The organism is Mycolicibacterium thermoresistibile (assembly GCF_900187065.1).
Taxonomy (GTDB): Bacteria; Actinomycetota; Actinomycetes; order Mycobacteriales; family Mycobacteriaceae; genus Mycobacterium; species Mycobacterium thermoresistibile.
This window is the reverse complement of the sequence record NZ_LT906483.1, coordinates 1,589,593-1,604,636: the sequence shown is the minus strand read 5'-3', so window position 1 is coordinate 1,604,636 and position 15,044 is coordinate 1,589,593. Positions and strand designations below refer to the sequence as shown.

Sequence of the window (15,044 nt, the reverse complement as noted above, 5' to 3'; positions counted from 1 at the left end):
ACCGCTCAGCGATCGTGCGCACGCCGAAATCGCGACCGGATGGCGTTCAGTTCGTTGTCGACGCGGCGCCGGTCGCAGTCCAGCGGTTCGCGGTGGTACGGCGCCACCCGCGGATCCAACACCGCATCCATCAGCCGGATCAATCGGGTCAACCAGTTGCTCACCGACCGATCGTCCGATCCATCTGGATTGTGTTTCAATAGCCAGTTGACACATACTGGCCTTCTGATGAGCATCTCGACGCCTGCCCGGACCCTCGGAATCGAGTTCGTCTGCCGGGAGCTGGGAAACTGGCGTACCTCAGGGCGAAGTGGCCCGGCCTATCGCGGTCTGGCCGACGCACTGCGGATGCTGATCGTCGACGGCCGGTTGCCGGTCGGCGCGCAACTGCCCAGCGAGCGGACGCTGGCCGAGGCGCTGCGGGTGTCGCGCACCACGGTCACCTCGGCCTACCACCAGCTGCGCGACGACGGCTATCTGCACGCCCGCCGCGGCGCCCGCAGCACCATCGTGCTGCCGTCGGCGCCGGCGGACGTCCCGGCCGACGCGCCGGCGACGATCAACCTCGCGGCGGCCGCGCTGCCGACCACCGGCGCCGCCGCGATGCAGGAGGCGTTCGCCGCGGCGACCGCCCAGGCGGCGGGCCATCTGCAGCAGAGCGGCCACGACCTGCGCGGCATCGCGGCACTGCGCGACGCGATCGCCGAACGCTACTGTGCGCGCGGTCTGCCCACCGACCCGGAGCAGATCATGGTCACCAGCGGCGCCCAGCACGCGATCGGGCTGATCATGACCACCTGTCTGCGGCCCGGCGACCGGGTGCTCGTCGAACAGCCCACCTACCACGGCGCGCTCACCGCGATCGCGGCCGCCGACGCGCGGGCGGTCCCCGTCCCGATGACCGACACCGGCTGGGATGTCGACGGGTTGCACGCCGCGGTGCGCCAGCTCGCGCCGAGCCTGGCCTATCTGGTGCCGGACAATCAGAACCCGACCGGTTTCACGATGCCGGCCGCCGACCGGGACCGGGTGACCGGCATCATCGCCGCGAGCCGCACCCGCGTGATCATCGACGAGACGATGACCGACCTCTGGTTCGAGAAGCCGGTGCCGCCCCCGCTGGCCGCGTTCAACCGCGCGGCGCTCACCGCACCCGCCGACCTGGCGATCACCGTGGGTTCGATGTCGAAATCGTTCTGGGCGGGATTGCGGGTCGGCTGGATCCGAGCGCAGCCGAGCACGCTGGCGGCCATCCGGGCGGTCCGTCCGGCGGTCGATCTGGGCAGTTCGGTGATCGACCAGCTCGCCGCCGCATGGCTGCTGCAACGCGCCGACGACATGCTGCCGGCGCGGCGCGACATTCTGCGGACCCGGCAGGCGCTGCTGATCGACCTGGTCCGCCGCGAGCTGCCGGACTGGCTGCCGCTGCCCGGTGGCGGCGGGATGTCACTGTGGGTGCGGCTGCCGGCGCCGGTCAGCACCGCGTTGTGCGCCGGCGCATCCCGGCTCGGGGTGGAGTTGCCGCCGGGCCCGCGGTTCGGCGTCGACGGCACGCTGGAGCGGTTCGTGCGGATCCCCTACACACTGCCGGAGGAGCAGCTGGTCGAGGCGGTGCGGCTGCTCGGCCGGGCCTGGCGTGCGGTCACCGGCACGGCGGTCACCGCCGGACCGTCGCCGGTGGTGGTCTGAAAGCCCCGGCTCGTCGCGGCCGGCTCCGTCAGTCGTCGGGGATCTCGACGCGGCGCAGCACCCCGTCCACCGCGTCGGCGGCCTCGATCTCCGCGCGGGTGACGCCGAGGATGAACAGCACCGTGTCCAGGTACGGGTGGCTCAGCGAGGCGTCGGCGACCTCCCGCAGCGCGGGTTTGGCGTTGAACGCCACACCGAGACCGGCGGCGGCGAGCATGTCGATGTCGTTGGCGCCGTCGCCGACCGCGACCGTCTGCTCCATCGGCACCCCGACCTGCTGGGCGAAGTCGCGCAGCGCCTTGGCCTTTCCGGCCCGGTCGATCACCGGTCCGATCACCCGCCCGGTCAGCTTGCCGTCGACGATCTCCAGTTCGTTGGCGGCGACGTAGTCGAGCATCAACTCGTGCGCCAACGGCTCGATCACCTGGCGGAAGCCGCCGGACACCACGCCGCAGTAGTAGCCCAGGCGGCGCAGGGTGCGCAGCGTGGTGCGGGCGCCCGGAGTGAGTTCGATCTGTTCGGCGACCTCGTCGAGCACTTCGGCCGGCAGGCCGGCCAGGTTGGCCACCCGCTGGTGCAGCGACTCGGCGAAGTCGAGTTCGCCGCGCATCGCCGCCTCAGTGACCGCGGCGACGGCCGCCCCGGCTCCCGCGCGCTCGGCCAGCATCTCGATGACCTCACCCTGGATCAACGTCGAGTCGACGTCGAACACGATGAGCCGTTTGGCCCGCCGGGACAGGCTGTAGTCCTCCAGCGCGATGTCGACGGCCTCGTCGACCGCGACCTGCGCCAGATTGCGCTGCAGCTGGTCGTAGTCCGCGCCCTCGGGCACCGACACCTGCAGCTTCAGCCCGGTCACCGGATAGTCCGACACGCCCCGGATCGAATCGATGTTCACCCCGAGCGCGGCCACCTCCCGGGCCACCGCGGAGAACGCCTGCGCGGTGATCGGCCGTCCCAGCACGGTGATGGTGTGGCTGGACGGCTCGTCCATCACCGGCAGGTCGTCGCTGCGTTCGATGGTGACGTCGAGCCCCACCCGGTGGATGGCCTCCCGGACCTCCGCCCGCAGCGCCGGTCCGTCGGCCACCTCGGGTGGGGCCGCCAGCAGCACACCCAGCGTGAGCCGGCCGCGGATGACGACCTGCTCGACGTTGAGCAGCGAGACCCGGTGCCGGGCCAGCACCTCGAACAGCGCCGAGGTGACGCCGGGCTGGTCCACGCCGGTGACGGTGATGAGCACCGACACCTTTTTCTTCGGGACTTTCTTCGGGACCTTCTCCGTCGGGACCTTCTTGTTCGTCGGCCCGGCCATAGTCAGCCTCCGTACCGGGTCAGCGCCGCTGACCGAGGATCGTCAGGTCCGGACGTTCGTATCCTCCATCCGGGTGACGTCGCCGTCCGCGGGACCGTGCGACCGGCCGATGTGCGACTCCGCGCGCATCCGCTCGATCATGTGCGGATAGTGCAGCTCGAACGCCGGACGCTCGGAGCGGATCCGCGGCAGCTCGTAGAAGTTGTGCCGCGGCGGCGGGCAGGTGGTCGCCCACTCCAGCGAGTTGCCGTAACCCCACGGATCGTCCACCGTCACCGGATCACCGTAACGCCAGCTCTTGAACACGTTCCAGACGAACGGCAGCACCGACGCGCCGAGGATGAACGCACCCACGGTCGACACGATGTTGAGCTCGGTGAACCCGTCGGTGGGCAGGTAGTCGGCGTAACGCCGCGGCATGCCCTCGTTACCCAGCCAGTGCTGCACCAGGAACGTGGTGTGAAAGCCGATGAAGGTGAGCCAGAAGTGCAGCTTGGCCAACCGTTCGTCGAGCATCCGGCCGGTCATCTTCGGGAACCAGAAGTACACGCCGGCGTAGGTGGCGAACACGATGGTGCCGAACAGCACGTAGTGGAAGTGCGCCACGACGAAGTAGGTGTCGGTGACGTGGAAGTCCAGCGGCGGGCTGGCCAGCAGCACACCGGTGAGGCCACCGATCAGGAAGGTGAGGATGAAGCCGATCGAGAACAGCATCGGCGACTCGAACGTCAGTTGCCCCTTCCACATGGTGCCGATCCAGTTGAAGAACTTGATCCCGGTCGGCACCGCGATCAGGAACGTCATGAACGCGAAGAACGGCAGCAGCACGGCACCGGTGGCGTACATGTGGTGCGCCCACACGGCGATGGACAGGGCCGCGATGCCGATGGTGGCGTAGATCAGCGTGGTGTAGCCGAAGATCGGTTTGCGGCTGAACACCGGGAAGATCTCGCTGACGATGCCGAAGAACGGCAGCGCGATGATGTACACCTCCGGATGCCCGAAGAACCAGAACAGGTGCTGGTAGAGCAGCACACCACCGTTGGCCGGGTCGTAGATGTGGGCGCCGAGCAGACGGTCGGCCGCCAGGCCCAGCAGCGCGGCGGTCAGCAGCGGGAACGCGATCAGCACCAGCACCGAGGTGACCAGGATGTTCCAGGTGAACACCGACATCCGGAACATGGTCATGCCCGGGGCGCGCATGCACACCACGGTGGTGATCATGTTGACCGCACCGAGGATGGTGCCCAGACCGGACACCGCCAGGCCGAAGATCCACAGGTCACCGCCGGCGCCCGGGGAGTACATCGAGTGGGCCAGCGGCGCGTAGGCGGTCCAGCCGAAGTCCGCGGCGCCACCCGGGGTGATGAACCCGGAGATCGCCAGCGTGGCGCCGAACAGGAACAGCCAGAACGACAGCGCGTTCAGCCGCGGGAACGCCACGTCCGGCGCGCCGATCTGCAGCGGCAGCACCAGGTTGGCGAACCCGAACACGATCGGCGTCGCGTAGAACAGCAGCATCACCGTGCCGTGCATGGTGAACAGCTGGTTGAACTGCTCATTGGACAGGAACTGCAGTCCCGGCGCGGTCAACTCGGCACGCATGAGCAGCGCCATCAGCCCACCGATGAAGAAGAAGGTGAAGCAGGCGACGCAGTACATGATCCCGATCAGCTTGTGATCGGTCGTGGTGATCAGCTTGTAGAGGAGACTCCCCCGGGGGCCGGTCCGGGCCGGAAACGGACGCCGAACCTCGAGTTGTCCGATTGGGGGCGCTTCGGCTACCAACAGTTCCTCCATACGATCAGCGGGCGGTCCCGCAGTGGACGGTTCCGAATCCTATCTGCTGCCCCAGACGCGACCACCCGGGGCTCCTACATACCGTCGTACTTAGCACGGTTAGCGGTTCGACGTGCCGCTCGAACCCGGCCCGGACCGGCGGCGCGGAGGTGTTACCGTCGGCGACGTGATCGTTCCGGGACGGCGGATACGCGTGATCGCCGGCATGGTGTCGCTGGTCACGGCGGTTTTCTTGACCATGGCCACCGGGTGTGGCGCACCGCAGGGCGCCGAACCCGCGCCGCCTCGGGAGACGGTGATCACCAGCACCACCGAGATCGCCGGCGCCGGGGTGTTGGGCAACCAACGCCGCCCGGACGAGTCGTGCGCCGCCGAACCGGCCGCACCGGACCCGGGTCCGCCGGTGCGTGATGTTGCTCACGCCGCGGGGAGCACGGCGGTGCCGGCCGACCCGCAACGCATCGTGGTGCTGTCCGGCGACCAGCTTGACGCGCTGTGCGCGCTGGGGTTGCAGTCGCGGATCGTGGCGGCCGCGGTGCCCGAGGACACCGGGGTCCAGCCGGCTTATCTGGGAACCGTGATCCACGAGCTGCCCGCGGCCGGCACCCGCACCGAACCCGACCTGGATGCCATCCGCGCGGCGCGACCCGATCTGATCCTGGGATCACAGGCGCTGACCCCGGCCGACTATCCGCGGCTGGCCGCGATCGCGCCCACCGTGTTCACCGGCGCTCCGGGCCCGGACTGGCAGGGCAACCTGCGCACCGTCGGCGCGGCGACCGGGCGCTCGGCTGCCGCCGACGCACTGCTGGACGGTTTCGCCGAGGACGCCCGCAGGACCGGCGCCCAGAACGACGCGGCCCATTTCCAGGCGTCGGTGGTGCAGCTCACCGACACCACCGTGCGGGTTTTCGGCGCCGACACCTTCCCGGGCAGTGTGCTGGCCGCCGTCGGGCTGGACCGGCCGGCCGCGCAGCGGTTCACCGACAGGCCCTACATCGACATCGGCGCCACCGACGCCGAACTGGCCGACGCCGACTTCGGCATCGCCGAGGGCGACATCGTCTATGTGTCGTTCGCGTCGCCGGCGGCGCGGGACCGCGCCCGCACGGTGTTCACCAGCGACGCCTGGCGCAGGCTGTCGGCCACCAAGGACAACCGGGTGTTCACGGTGAACAACGAGGTGTGGCAGACCGGTCAGAACATCGTCGCCGCCCGGGGCATCCTGGACGATCTGCAGTGGGTGAACGCTCCCATCAACTGACGCCGACAACCGACCGGGCCGGGATGACCGGGGACACCGCCCGCGTTGTTCCCGGCTGACAGTCCGACCGTGCAACGAACGTGAGGTAACGCATGACGACCGTGTCCGCATACGCCGCCACCTCGGTCTCCGAACCGCTGACCCGGACCACGATCACCCGCCGCGAGATGGGACCACACGACGTCACGATCGCCATCCACTTCGCGGGCATCTGCCACTCCGACATCCACACCGTGAAGGGTGAGTGGGGTGAGCCCGCCTTCCCGCTCGTGCCCGGCCACGAGATCGCCGGTGTGGTGACGGCGGTCGGTTCGGAGGTCACCCGGTACCGCGTCGGTGACCGGGTCGGCGTCGGCTGCTTCGTCGACTCCTGCCGCGAGTGCCGGCACTGCCTGGCCGGCGACGAGCAGTACTGCGTGCGCGGCATGACGGGCACCTACAACGGCGTGGACCGCGACGGCCGGCCCACCCAGGGCGGCTACAGCGGCGCCATCGTCGTCGACGAGAACTACGTCCTGCGCATCCCCGACAGCCTGCCGCTGGACGCGGCGGCTCCGCTGCTGTGCGCCGGGATCACCACCTACTCGCCGCTGCGGCACTGGAACGTCGGCCCGGGGACCCGGGTTGCGGTGGTCGGTCTGGGCGGCCTCGGGCACATGGCGGTGAAGCTCGGCAAGGCGCTGGGCGCCGATGTCACGGTGCTCAGCCAGTCGCTGAAGAAGCGGGAGGACGGTCTGCGGCTGGGCGCCGGCGCGTACTACGCCACCTCCGATCCGGACACCTTCCGCGCATTGCGCAGTTCCTTCGACGTCGTCATCAACACCGTGTCGGCGAATCTGGATCTGGGCCGATATCTGATGCTGCTGGACGTCGACGGCACGTTGGTCGAACTCGGCATGCCGGAGAAACCGATGACGGTGCCGGCGGCTCCGCTGGTCGGCGGTCGGCGCCGGCTGGCCGGTTCGCTGATCGGCGGGATCGCCGAAACCCAGGAGATGCTGGACTTCTGCGCCGAACACGGGGTGTTGCCGGAGATCGAGGTGATCGAGCCGGAGTACATCAACACGGCCTATGAGCGGGTGCTGGCCAGCGACGTGCGGTACCGGTTCGTCATCGACACCGCCTCGCTGCGCGGCTGAAAGAGCTTGAATTTCGCTGATCGAAACTGTTTCGGCTCCTCGGCTGCCGGTCTGGAATGGGATACGCCCCACGACACCGAGCAGAGGAGCCGCCGAGAATGGCTGCCAGCACAAGACGACTGCACCTCAACGCCTTTCTCCGCAACGTCGGTCAGCATGAAGCGGCCTGGCGGTTGCCGGAGACCCGGCTGTCGGGCATCACCGACATCGACCACTACCTCGAACTGGCCCGGATCGCCGAACGCGGCAAACTGGACGCGATCTTCTTCGCCGATCATCCGGTTCTAAAGGGCAAGACCGAGTTTCGCCCGTTCGACGCGCTGGACCCGGTCACGCTGGTGACGGCGCTGTCCACCGCCACCACGCACATCGGCCTGGTGGCGACAGCATCCACCACCTACACCGAGCCGTACGGGCTGGCCCGCCGGTTCGCCACCCTCGACCATGTGAGCCGGGGCCGGGCCGGCTGGAACATCGTGACGACCGCGAACGCGGCGGCCGCCGCCAACTTCGGCCGACCGGCACATCCGGATCCCGAACACCGCTACTCGCGTGCCGACGAGTTCCTGCAGGTGGCGTTGCGCCTGTGGGACAGCTGGGAAGACGACGCGATCGTCGGCGACAAGCAGGCTCCGCGGTTCGTCGACCCGGACAAGATCCACGCCATCGACCACCGGGGTGAGCATTTCTCGGTGGCCGGCCCGCTGGAGGTGCCGCGGTCCCCGCAGGGGCATCCGGTGCTGTTCCAGGCCGGATCGTCCGAACCGGGAAAGCAGTTGGCCGCCAAGTACGCCGAGGCGATCTTCACCGCCCAGCCGACGGTGGAGGAGGCCCGGCAGTTCTATGCGGATGTGAAAGCCCGAGTCCGCCAACACGGCCGCGATCCCGACCGGGTGCACATCCTGCCCGGCCTGTCGGCGATCATCGGCGGAACCGAGGAGGAGGCGCGGCGGATTCAGCGCCGGCTCGAGGATCTCACCGTCCCCGATTACGGTCTGGAACAACTCAGCCGCATCGTCGGCTACCGGGTGGGCCGGGACGACCTCGACCGGCGGTTGCAGTTCGGTTCCGACGATCCCCCGGCCATTCACATGCAGAGCCGGTATGCGTTGGTGCGCCGGTTGGTCTCGACCGAGAACCTCACCGTGCGGGAGTTGTTGCTGCGGCTGAGCGGCGGCCGGGGACACCGGGTGTTCGCGGGTACCCCCGAACAGGTCGCCGACACCATCGAGGAGTGGTTCACCACCGGCGCCGCCGACGGGTTCAACCTGATCCCACCGGCGCTGCCGTCATCGCTGACGGCGTTCGTCGACCACGTCGTGCCGGAACTGCAACGCCGCGGCCTCTTCCGCACCGAATACACCGGCACCACGCTGCGTGACCATCTCGGTCTCCCCCGGCCCCGCAACCGGTTCACCACCGGCCGGCCGGTGGCCGCCGCCAGCTGAGCGGAGCCGAGATGCACACTGCCATCGAGATGTTGCGGCTGACGCTGGCCACACTGATCTCCGCGGCGGCGCTGACCGCCTGCGGCGCAACGCAATCCCCTGACTCCCCGGGCTTGCCGGCCGACGCCGCGCTGCCGACGGAGGTGCCGCCGGACACCACCCTGGTGGTCGCCGACGACGCCAACCGGCTCAGGACGCTGCTGACGCTCTCCGGTGAGCAGGACCGGCTCACCGGAGAGGTGAGCTACGCCAATTTCAGCAGTGGCCCGCTGCGGCTGGAGGCGATCCGCACCGGCAACGCGCACCTGGGTTACGTCGGGGACGTACCGCCGATCCTGGCGCACTACTCGGATGCGGACGTGCCGATCGTGGGAGCGGTCCGGCGCGACGGGACCGGCGCGCTGATCGCCACCTCCCCCGACTCCGGCATCACGTCGTTGTCGGATCTGGCCGGCAAGCGGATCGGTGTCAACGAGGGCACCTCGCAACAGGCAACCCTGCTGCGCAATCTGCAATCCGTCGGGCTGGGCATCGGCGACGTCGAACCGGTGTACCTGGGGCTCGCCGAGTTCGCCGACGGTCTGCGGGCCGAACAGATTCAGGCCGCCGTGCTCAAGCAACCGGACCGCGCCCGCTATCTGGAGTCGACGGCAGCCGAAGGGGCCATCGAGATCCCGAACGCCCCCGGCGCGAACACCGGCCTGAACTATCTGTACGCCGGCCGGGATGCGTTGATCGATCCGGCGCGTGCGGCGGCGGTCCGCGAGTTCGTCATCGCCTGGTACCGCGCCGAACTGTGGCGGAACGGCCATCAGGACACCTGGATCTCCGAGTATCTGGTGAAGGATCAGCACGTCGACGTCGACGATGCGCGCAAGATCGTCGAATCCGACGGTGTGGCATCAATTCCCGGGTTCACCGACGAGGTGGTGGCGACCCAGCAGGAAACAATCGATCTGCTGCAGCAGGCCGGTGCGTTCGCCGGCCGGGAGTTGCGTGCCCGCGACGAATTCGACTTCCGGTTCGCCGATCTGACCGCCGACTCGCCGACCGAGAACCGAGGAGGACAACCGTGACCAGCCTGCAGACCGCCCGACCGGCGCCCCGGTTGCGATCACCGGCGCAGCGTCGGGCCGACGTCACCGACGCGCAGCTGCTTCACCGCGGCGAGCACCGGACCCGGTTGGGGCCGGGCAGGGCCGTCCCGGCGGCGCTTGCCGTCGGACCGCTGCTGCTGGTGGCGCTCTGGTTGATCACCTCGCAACTGGGCATTCTCGATCCGCGGACCCTGCCGCATCCGTTCGACATCGCCCGGACCGCCGCCGAACTCTGGTCGGACGGCCGGCTGCCCGCCAACGTCGCGGCCTCGCTGAAACTGTCGCTGATCTCGCTGGCGATCGGGGTGGCGGCGGGTCTGGCGCTGGCCCTGCTGGCCGGATTGAGCCGGATCGGCGAGGCGCTCGTCGACGGACCCATTCAGATCAAGCGCGCGGTGCCCACCCTGGCGATCATCCCGCTGGCGATCATCTGGTTCGGCATCGGCGACACCATGAAGATCGTGATCATCGCCACCAGTGTGCTCATCCCGGTGTACATCAACACCACCGCGCAGCTGAAAGGGGTCGACCTGCGCCATGTGGAATTGGCGCAGACGGTCGGGTTGTCGCGCGTCCAGTTCATCCGGAAGGTCGCACTGCCCGGGGCGTTGCCCGGATTCTTCACCGGGTTGCGGCTGGCGGTGACGATTTCTTGGACTGCGCTGGTGGTGGTCGAGCAGGTGAACGCCACCAGCGGGGTCGGCTTTCTCATGACCCAGGCCCGGTTGTACGGCCAGCTGGAGGTCGTGGTCGTCGGCCTGGTGGTCTACGCGGTGTTCGGGCTGGCCGGCGACCATCTGGTCCGGACCATCGAACGGAGGGCGCTGTCATGGCGGCGGGCCCTGGGCGGCTGACGGGGAACCGCGCCGAGCCGGTCGCGGTGGTGCGGGGACTGCACCGGTCGTTCGGGGCCGGCGCCGTTCTCGACGGCATCGATCTGACGATCCGCCGGGGTGAGTTCGTCGCGTTGTTGGGCCGCAGCGGGTCCGGGAAGAGCACCCTGCTGCGGGCCCTGGCCGGGCTGGATCATGGCGGCGCAGGCGGGGGTGGCGGGGACGTGTACGTGTCCCGCGATGTCGCCGTGGTGTTTCAGGATTCGCGGTTGCTGCCGTGGGCGCGGGTGCTGGACAACGTCACACTGGGGCTGTCCGGCCGGGACGCCGAGCGGCGGGGCGCCGCCGTGCTGGCCGATGTGGGGCTGGCCGGCCGGGAGCGGGCGTGGCCGTACGAATTGTCCGGTGGAGAACAGCAGCGCGTCGCACTGGCCCGGTCGCTGGTGCGCGATCCGGCCCTGCTGCTCGCCGATGAACCGTTCGGCGCGCTGGACGCGCTGACCCGCATCCGCATGCACCGGCTGCTGCAGGAGCTGTGCGCCAAGTACCGGCCCGGGGTGCTGCTGGTGACCCATGACGTCGACGAGGCGGTGACCCTGGCCGATCGGGTGCTGGTGCTGGCCGACGGGCGGTTCGTCACCGACCGCGAGTTGACGTTCCGCGGCCGACGCACATTGCGCAACCCCGAGTTCGTGACGCACCGGGAGGCGCTGCTGGCCGCGCTGGGTGTCGGCGACGATTGAATCGTGTTGGCTGAACCCTGTCGGCGTGACTAGAAGTCCCAGTCCTCGTCCTCGGTGACGACGGCCTTCCCGATCACATAGGAGCTACCCGACCCGGAGAAGAAGTCGTGGTTCTCGTCGGCGTTGGGCGCCAGCGCCGACAGGATCGCCGGGTTGACGTCGGTCTCGTCCTTGGGGAACAGGGCCTCGTAGCCGAGGTTCATCAGGGCCTTGTTGGCGTTGTAGCGCAGGAACTTCTTGACGTCCTCGGTCAGCCCGACGTCGTCGTAGAGGTCCTGGGTGTACTCCACCTCGTTGTCGTAGAGCTCGAACAACAGGTCGTAGGTGTAGTCCTTGAGCTCCTTCTGCTTGGCCGGCTCCACCATGGCCAGACCGCGCTGATACTTGTAGCCGATGTAGTAGCCGTGCACGGCCTCGTCGCGGATGATCAGCCGGATCATGTCGGCGGTGTTGGTCAGCTTGGCGCGGCTGGACCAGTACATCGGCAGATAGAAGCCGGAGTAGAACAGAAAGCTCTCCAGCAGTGTGGACGCCACTTTGCGCTTGAGCGGCTCGTCCCCGCGGTAGTACTGCATGACGATCTCGGCCTTGCGCTGCAGGTTCGGGTTCTCCTCCGACCAGCGGAACGCGTCGTCGATCTCGGCCGTCGAGCACAGCGTGGAGAAGATGTTGCTGTAGCTCTTGGCGTGCACCGACTCCATGAACGCGATGTTGGTCAGGACCGCTTCCTCGTGCGGGGTGAGCGCATCCGGGATGAGGCTGACCGCGCCGACGGTGCCCTGGATGGTGTCCAGCAGGGTCAGACCGGTGAACACCCGCATGGTCAACTGCTTCTCGGTGTCGGTCAGGGTGTTCCACGAGGGGATGTCGTTGGACACGGGCACCTTCTCGGGCAGCCAGAAGTTGCCGGTGAGCCGGTGCCAGACCTCGGCGTCCTTGTCGTCCTCGAGCCGGTTCCAGTTGATCGCTGATACCCGGTTGACCAGCTTCATGCCCTCGCTCACAGTACCCACCTCGGACGTCGGGACGTTGTACCCGAACACTACCCGTGGTGTACCCGGCGGGAGGTGAACACAACATCGTGTGTCGTGCGGGATATCCGCCCGGTCAGCCCCAGAACCGGTACTCGGCCGGATCCAGCGTGCGGGTGGCCAGCCGGTACTGCCAGGTGAACCCGCCCCACAGCACCCGGTTGTTGCCGTGCTCGTCGAGGTACCAGCTGCGGCACCCGCCGGTGTTCCACACCGACCGGCCCAGCCTGGCCTGCAACTCGGCGTTGTAGCGGTCCTGGGCTTCGCGGGTGGGTGCGAGTGCCTGGGCGCCGGCCTTGTCGACCGCCTTGATCGCCTCGATGACGTAGTTGATCTGCGATTCGATCATGTACACCATCGAGTTGTGGCCCAGGCCGGTGTTCGGGCCGAGCAGCAGGTAGGCGTTCGGCAGATCGGCCACGGCGGTGCCGCGGTGCGCCATCGGGCCCTCCCGGTTGAACCGGTCGACGATGTCCTCGCCGTTGAGCCCCTTGATCTGCACGTACTTGTACGAGTCCGAGACGTGGAACCCGGTGGCGTACACGATGACGTCGACCGCGCGTTCGGTGCCGTCGGAGGTGACGATCCCGTCGGTGGTGATCCGGTCGATCGACTCGGTGATGACCTCGGTTCTCGGATCGGCCACGGCGGGATAGTAGGTGCTGGAGTTCAGGATCCGTTTGCACCCGAGCCGGTAATCGGGTGTCAGCTTGGCCCGCAGTTGCGGATCCTTGACGCTGCGGTTGATGTTCCACTTGCCCAGCAGATGGCCGATCCGCAGCATGCCCGGATATTTGGTCATGCCGACCGCGAGCGCCTCCTGCAGCGCGTAGATGCCGCCGCGCAGCGCCAGCCGCAGGCCCGGGATGTTCTCCAGAGCGCGCCGAAGCCACGCCGGCAGTTCGTCATTGGTGCGGGGCACCACCCACGCCGGCGTGCGCTGGTAGAGCTGCAGCTGCGCGACGCGGTCGATGATCTCGGGCACGATCTGGATGGCGCTGGCGCCGGTGCCGATCACCGCGACCCGCTTCCCGGTCAGGTCCACGCTGTGGTCCCACTGGGCGGAATGGAAAGCGGGACCGGCGAACTGGTCGCGGCCCGGGAAGTCCGGGATCGACGGGATGTGCAGTGCGCCGGCGCAGGAGATCAGGAACTGGGCGATGTACTCGCGACCGTCGGCGGTGAACACGTGCCAGCGGTGCTCGGTGTCATCCCAGTGGGCACGGTCCACCAGCGAATCGAAGTGGATGTAGCGCCGCAGGCCGTACTTCGCGGTGACGCCCTGCAGATACTCCTGGATCTCGTCCTGATAGGAGAACAGGTGGCGCCAGTCCGCCTTCGGCTCGAAGGAGAACGAATACAGGTGTGAGGGGATGTCGCAGGCGCAGCCCGGGTAGGTGTTGTCCCGCCAGGTCCCGCCGATGTCGTCGGCCTTCTCCAGCATCAGGAAGTCGATCCCCCGGCGCTGCAGCGCGATCGCCATGCCCAGCCCGGAGAAGCCGGTCCCGACGATCAGGGCACGGGTGCGGACCGGCGGCTGCGTCGGGGTGTTCGCCGGCGTGATGTCAGCCGACGGCTCGGTCACGGTCATCGTTGCGTCTCTCCTACTGCGATTGCCGATCCTGGGACCGGCGGTACCGGATACCTCCATCGTCCGGTCGTCGGGGGACGGTGTCAATGACTCGTCGGGCCCGGTCGATCAGTCAGGCGGGACAGGCGGGTCGATCAGGCAGGCGGGTCAGGCAGGCGGATCAGGCAGGTGAATCAGGCGACGTCCTCGCGGCGGCGCACCCCCGCGTGCAGCGGCAGATCAGGGTCGATCTTGATGCCGAGCATCTCGCAGGTGCCGTTGATCGCGCCGACGGTGATGGTGGTCAGATGCGCGATGAACTGGTCGGACGGCATGCGGCGGGGGCTGTCCGTTTCGGCGCCCAGCCACCAGTCGGTCGCCGAGGCGATGGATCCGAACGCCGCGTGCGCGGCCAGCTCCAGCGCCGTCGGGTCGAGCTCGATCTCACGGAGTTCGTTGTCGAACATGTCGGCCATCGCCAGCGTGATGTCGCGGCCCTCGTTGAGGGCCCGCGCCGCCGACGCGCTCTGGTCGGCGAACCGGCCCTGCAGCAGGAACCGCAGCACGTTGGGATGCTGGTCGACCAACCGCACGTACTGTTCGACGCTGCGCCGGATGATCTCGCGGCCGGAGTCGGCGGACAGGTCGATCGAGGGGAAGATCGCCGCCCACAGCATGTCCCGCAGCCGCTGGCCGATCGCCTGGTGCAGGTCGGCCTTGTCGGTGAAATGGCGGTAGATCTTGGGTTTGGCGGTGCCGGCCTCGGCGGCGATCTCGCGCAGGCTCAGTTCCGGGCCCAGCCGGTCGATCGCGCGGTATGCGGCGTCGACGATCTCGGCGCGCACCTTCTTGCGGTGTTCGCGCCAGCGTTCGCTGCGCGCGTCCACCTTGGCGCCGGCCTTGGCACCCGGTGCGCCACCGCTGCGTGGCTTGGACCCTCGTCGCACTCCCTCACTGTACCCTCGGCACGCCGTCTGACCTGGTAGGCCCGGCTTCCGGTACCGACGTCCGGCGCCGGCACACCCCGACGAACCCGGCTGCGCAGGCCAATCGCTCGACGCGCTGACCACCGAGGGCTTCGGTACTATCGCGGGCGACAAACTCGACGAGTGGAA

13 protein-coding genes are annotated in these 15,044 nt (G+C 68.6%); 7 read left to right on the top strand and 6 right to left on the bottom strand.

Features of this window, described 5'->3' with window-relative positions; translation table 11 throughout:
- Window positions 1-5: 5 nt before the first annotated feature.
- Complete coding sequence (locus CKW28_RS23535) at window positions 6-164, bottom strand: hypothetical protein (RefSeq protein WP_003924939.1); 159 nt, start codon at window positions 162-164, stop codon at window positions 6-8.
- Window positions 165-228: 64 nt separating this feature from the next.
- Between CKW28_RS23535 and yczR the strand changes: the two genes are divergently transcribed.
- Entirely contained in the window at window positions 229-1,689 is a 1,461-nt protein-coding gene (yczR, locus tag CKW28_RS07450; RefSeq protein ID WP_040546535.1) for a MocR-like transcription factor YczR, read from the top strand.
- A gap of 28 nt (window positions 1,690-1,717) precedes the next feature.
- On the opposite strand, the gene serB is transcribed toward yczR, so the two are convergent.
- Window positions 1,718-3,004, bottom strand: a complete 1,287-nt coding sequence (gene serB, locus CKW28_RS07445; protein WP_003924937.1) for a phosphoserine phosphatase SerB — start codon at window positions 3,002-3,004, stop codon at window positions 1,718-1,720.
- A gap of 42 nt (window positions 3,005-3,046) precedes the next feature.
- Entirely contained in the window at window positions 3,047-4,792 is a 1,746-nt protein-coding gene (gene ctaD / locus CKW28_RS07440; RefSeq protein ID WP_003924936.1) for an aa3-type cytochrome oxidase subunit I, read from the bottom strand.
- Window positions 4,793-5,009: 217 nt separating this feature from the next.
- Between ctaD and CKW28_RS07435 the strand changes: the two genes are divergently transcribed.
- The 6 genes from CKW28_RS07435 (at window position 5,010) to CKW28_RS07410 (ending at window position 11,328) form a co-directional block, all read left to right on the top strand.
- Window positions 5,010-6,068, top strand: coding sequence for an iron-siderophore ABC transporter substrate-binding protein (locus CKW28_RS07435; protein ID WP_040546546.1), 1,059 nt, complete (start codon window positions 5,010-5,012; stop codon window positions 6,066-6,068).
- Window positions 6,069-6,160: 92 nt separating this feature from the next.
- The gene (locus tag CKW28_RS07430) at window positions 6,161-7,207 is read left to right on the top strand and encodes an NAD(P)-dependent alcohol dehydrogenase (RefSeq protein ID WP_003924934.1); all 1,047 of its coding nucleotides are present in this window, start codon (window positions 6,161-6,163) and stop codon (window positions 7,205-7,207) included.
- A 98-nt stretch (window positions 7,208-7,305) separates the two neighbouring features.
- On the top strand, window positions 7,306-8,655 hold the full coding sequence (locus CKW28_RS07425) for an LLM class flavin-dependent oxidoreductase (protein ID WP_040546533.1): 1,350 nt from the start codon (window positions 7,306-7,308) through the stop codon (window positions 8,653-8,655).
- An 11-nt stretch (window positions 8,656-8,666) separates the two neighbouring features.
- On the top strand, window positions 8,667-9,731 hold the full coding sequence (locus tag CKW28_RS07420; RefSeq protein ID WP_003924932.1) for an ABC transporter substrate-binding protein: 1,065 nt from the start codon (window positions 8,667-8,669) through the stop codon (window positions 9,729-9,731).
- Window positions 9,728-10,606 (top strand): ABC transporter permease, encoded by an 879-nt coding sequence (locus CKW28_RS07415; RefSeq protein ID WP_003924931.1) that lies wholly within the window; start codon window positions 9,728-9,730, stop codon window positions 10,604-10,606. The genes CKW28_RS07420 and CKW28_RS07415 overlap by 4 nt, the downstream gene beginning before the upstream one ends.
- The gene (locus tag CKW28_RS07410) at window positions 10,582-11,328 is read left to right on the top strand and encodes an ABC transporter ATP-binding protein (RefSeq protein ID WP_003924930.1); all 747 of its coding nucleotides are present in this window, start codon (window positions 10,582-10,584) and stop codon (window positions 11,326-11,328) included. Before CKW28_RS07415 ends, CKW28_RS07410 begins: the two co-directional genes overlap by 25 nt.
- Before the next feature lie 29 nt (window positions 11,329-11,357).
- Here CKW28_RS07410 and nrdF read toward each other — a convergent pair whose 3' ends face one another.
- The 3 genes from nrdF to CKW28_RS07395 form a co-directional block, all read right to left on the bottom strand.
- Window positions 11,358-12,320: a class 1b ribonucleoside-diphosphate reductase subunit beta gene (gene nrdF, locus CKW28_RS07405; RefSeq protein ID WP_003924929.1), complete on the bottom strand. Its 963-nt coding sequence runs from the start codon at window positions 12,318-12,320 to the stop codon at window positions 11,358-11,360.
- Window positions 12,321-12,435: 115 nt separating this feature from the next.
- Window positions 12,436-13,950, bottom strand: a complete 1,515-nt coding sequence (locus CKW28_RS07400) for a flavin-containing monooxygenase (protein ID WP_040546531.1) — start codon at window positions 13,948-13,950, stop codon at window positions 12,436-12,438.
- 173 nt (window positions 13,951-14,123) lie between these two features.
- Entirely contained in the window at window positions 14,124-14,876 is a 753-nt protein-coding gene (locus CKW28_RS07395; protein ID WP_040546530.1) for a TetR/AcrR family transcriptional regulator, read from the bottom strand.
- Window positions 14,877-15,044: the final 168 nt, after the last annotated feature.

Bases quoted from the DNA above. Each gene is read 5' to 3' on its own strand.
- yczR (WP_040546535.1), top strand. From the start codon at position 229: ATGAGCATCTCGACGCCTGCCCGGACCCTCGGAATCGAGTTCGTCTGC.
- serB (WP_003924937.1), bottom strand. From the start codon at position 3,004: ATGGCCGGGCCGACGAACAAGAAGGTCCCGACGGAGAAGGTCCCGAAG.
- CKW28_RS07435 (WP_040546546.1), top strand. From the start codon at position 5,010: ATGGTGTCGCTGGTCACGGCGGTTTTCTTGACCATGGCCACCGGGTGT.
- CKW28_RS07430 (WP_003924934.1), top strand. From the start codon at position 6,161: ATGACGACCGTGTCCGCATACGCCGCCACCTCGGTCTCCGAACCGCTG.
- CKW28_RS07425 (WP_040546533.1), top strand. From the start codon at position 7,306: ATGGCTGCCAGCACAAGACGACTGCACCTCAACGCCTTTCTCCGCAAC.
- CKW28_RS07420 (WP_003924932.1), top strand. From the start codon at position 8,667: ATGCACACTGCCATCGAGATGTTGCGGCTGACGCTGGCCACACTGATC.
- CKW28_RS07410 (WP_003924930.1), top strand. From the start codon at position 10,582: ATGGCGGCGGGCCCTGGGCGGCTGACGGGGAACCGCGCCGAGCCGGTC.
- nrdF (WP_003924929.1), bottom strand. From the start codon at position 12,320: ATGAAGCTGGTCAACCGGGTATCAGCGATCAACTGGAACCGGCTCGAG.
- CKW28_RS07400 (WP_040546531.1), bottom strand. From the start codon at position 13,950: ATGACCGTGACCGAGCCGTCGGCTGACATCACGCCGGCGAACACCCCG.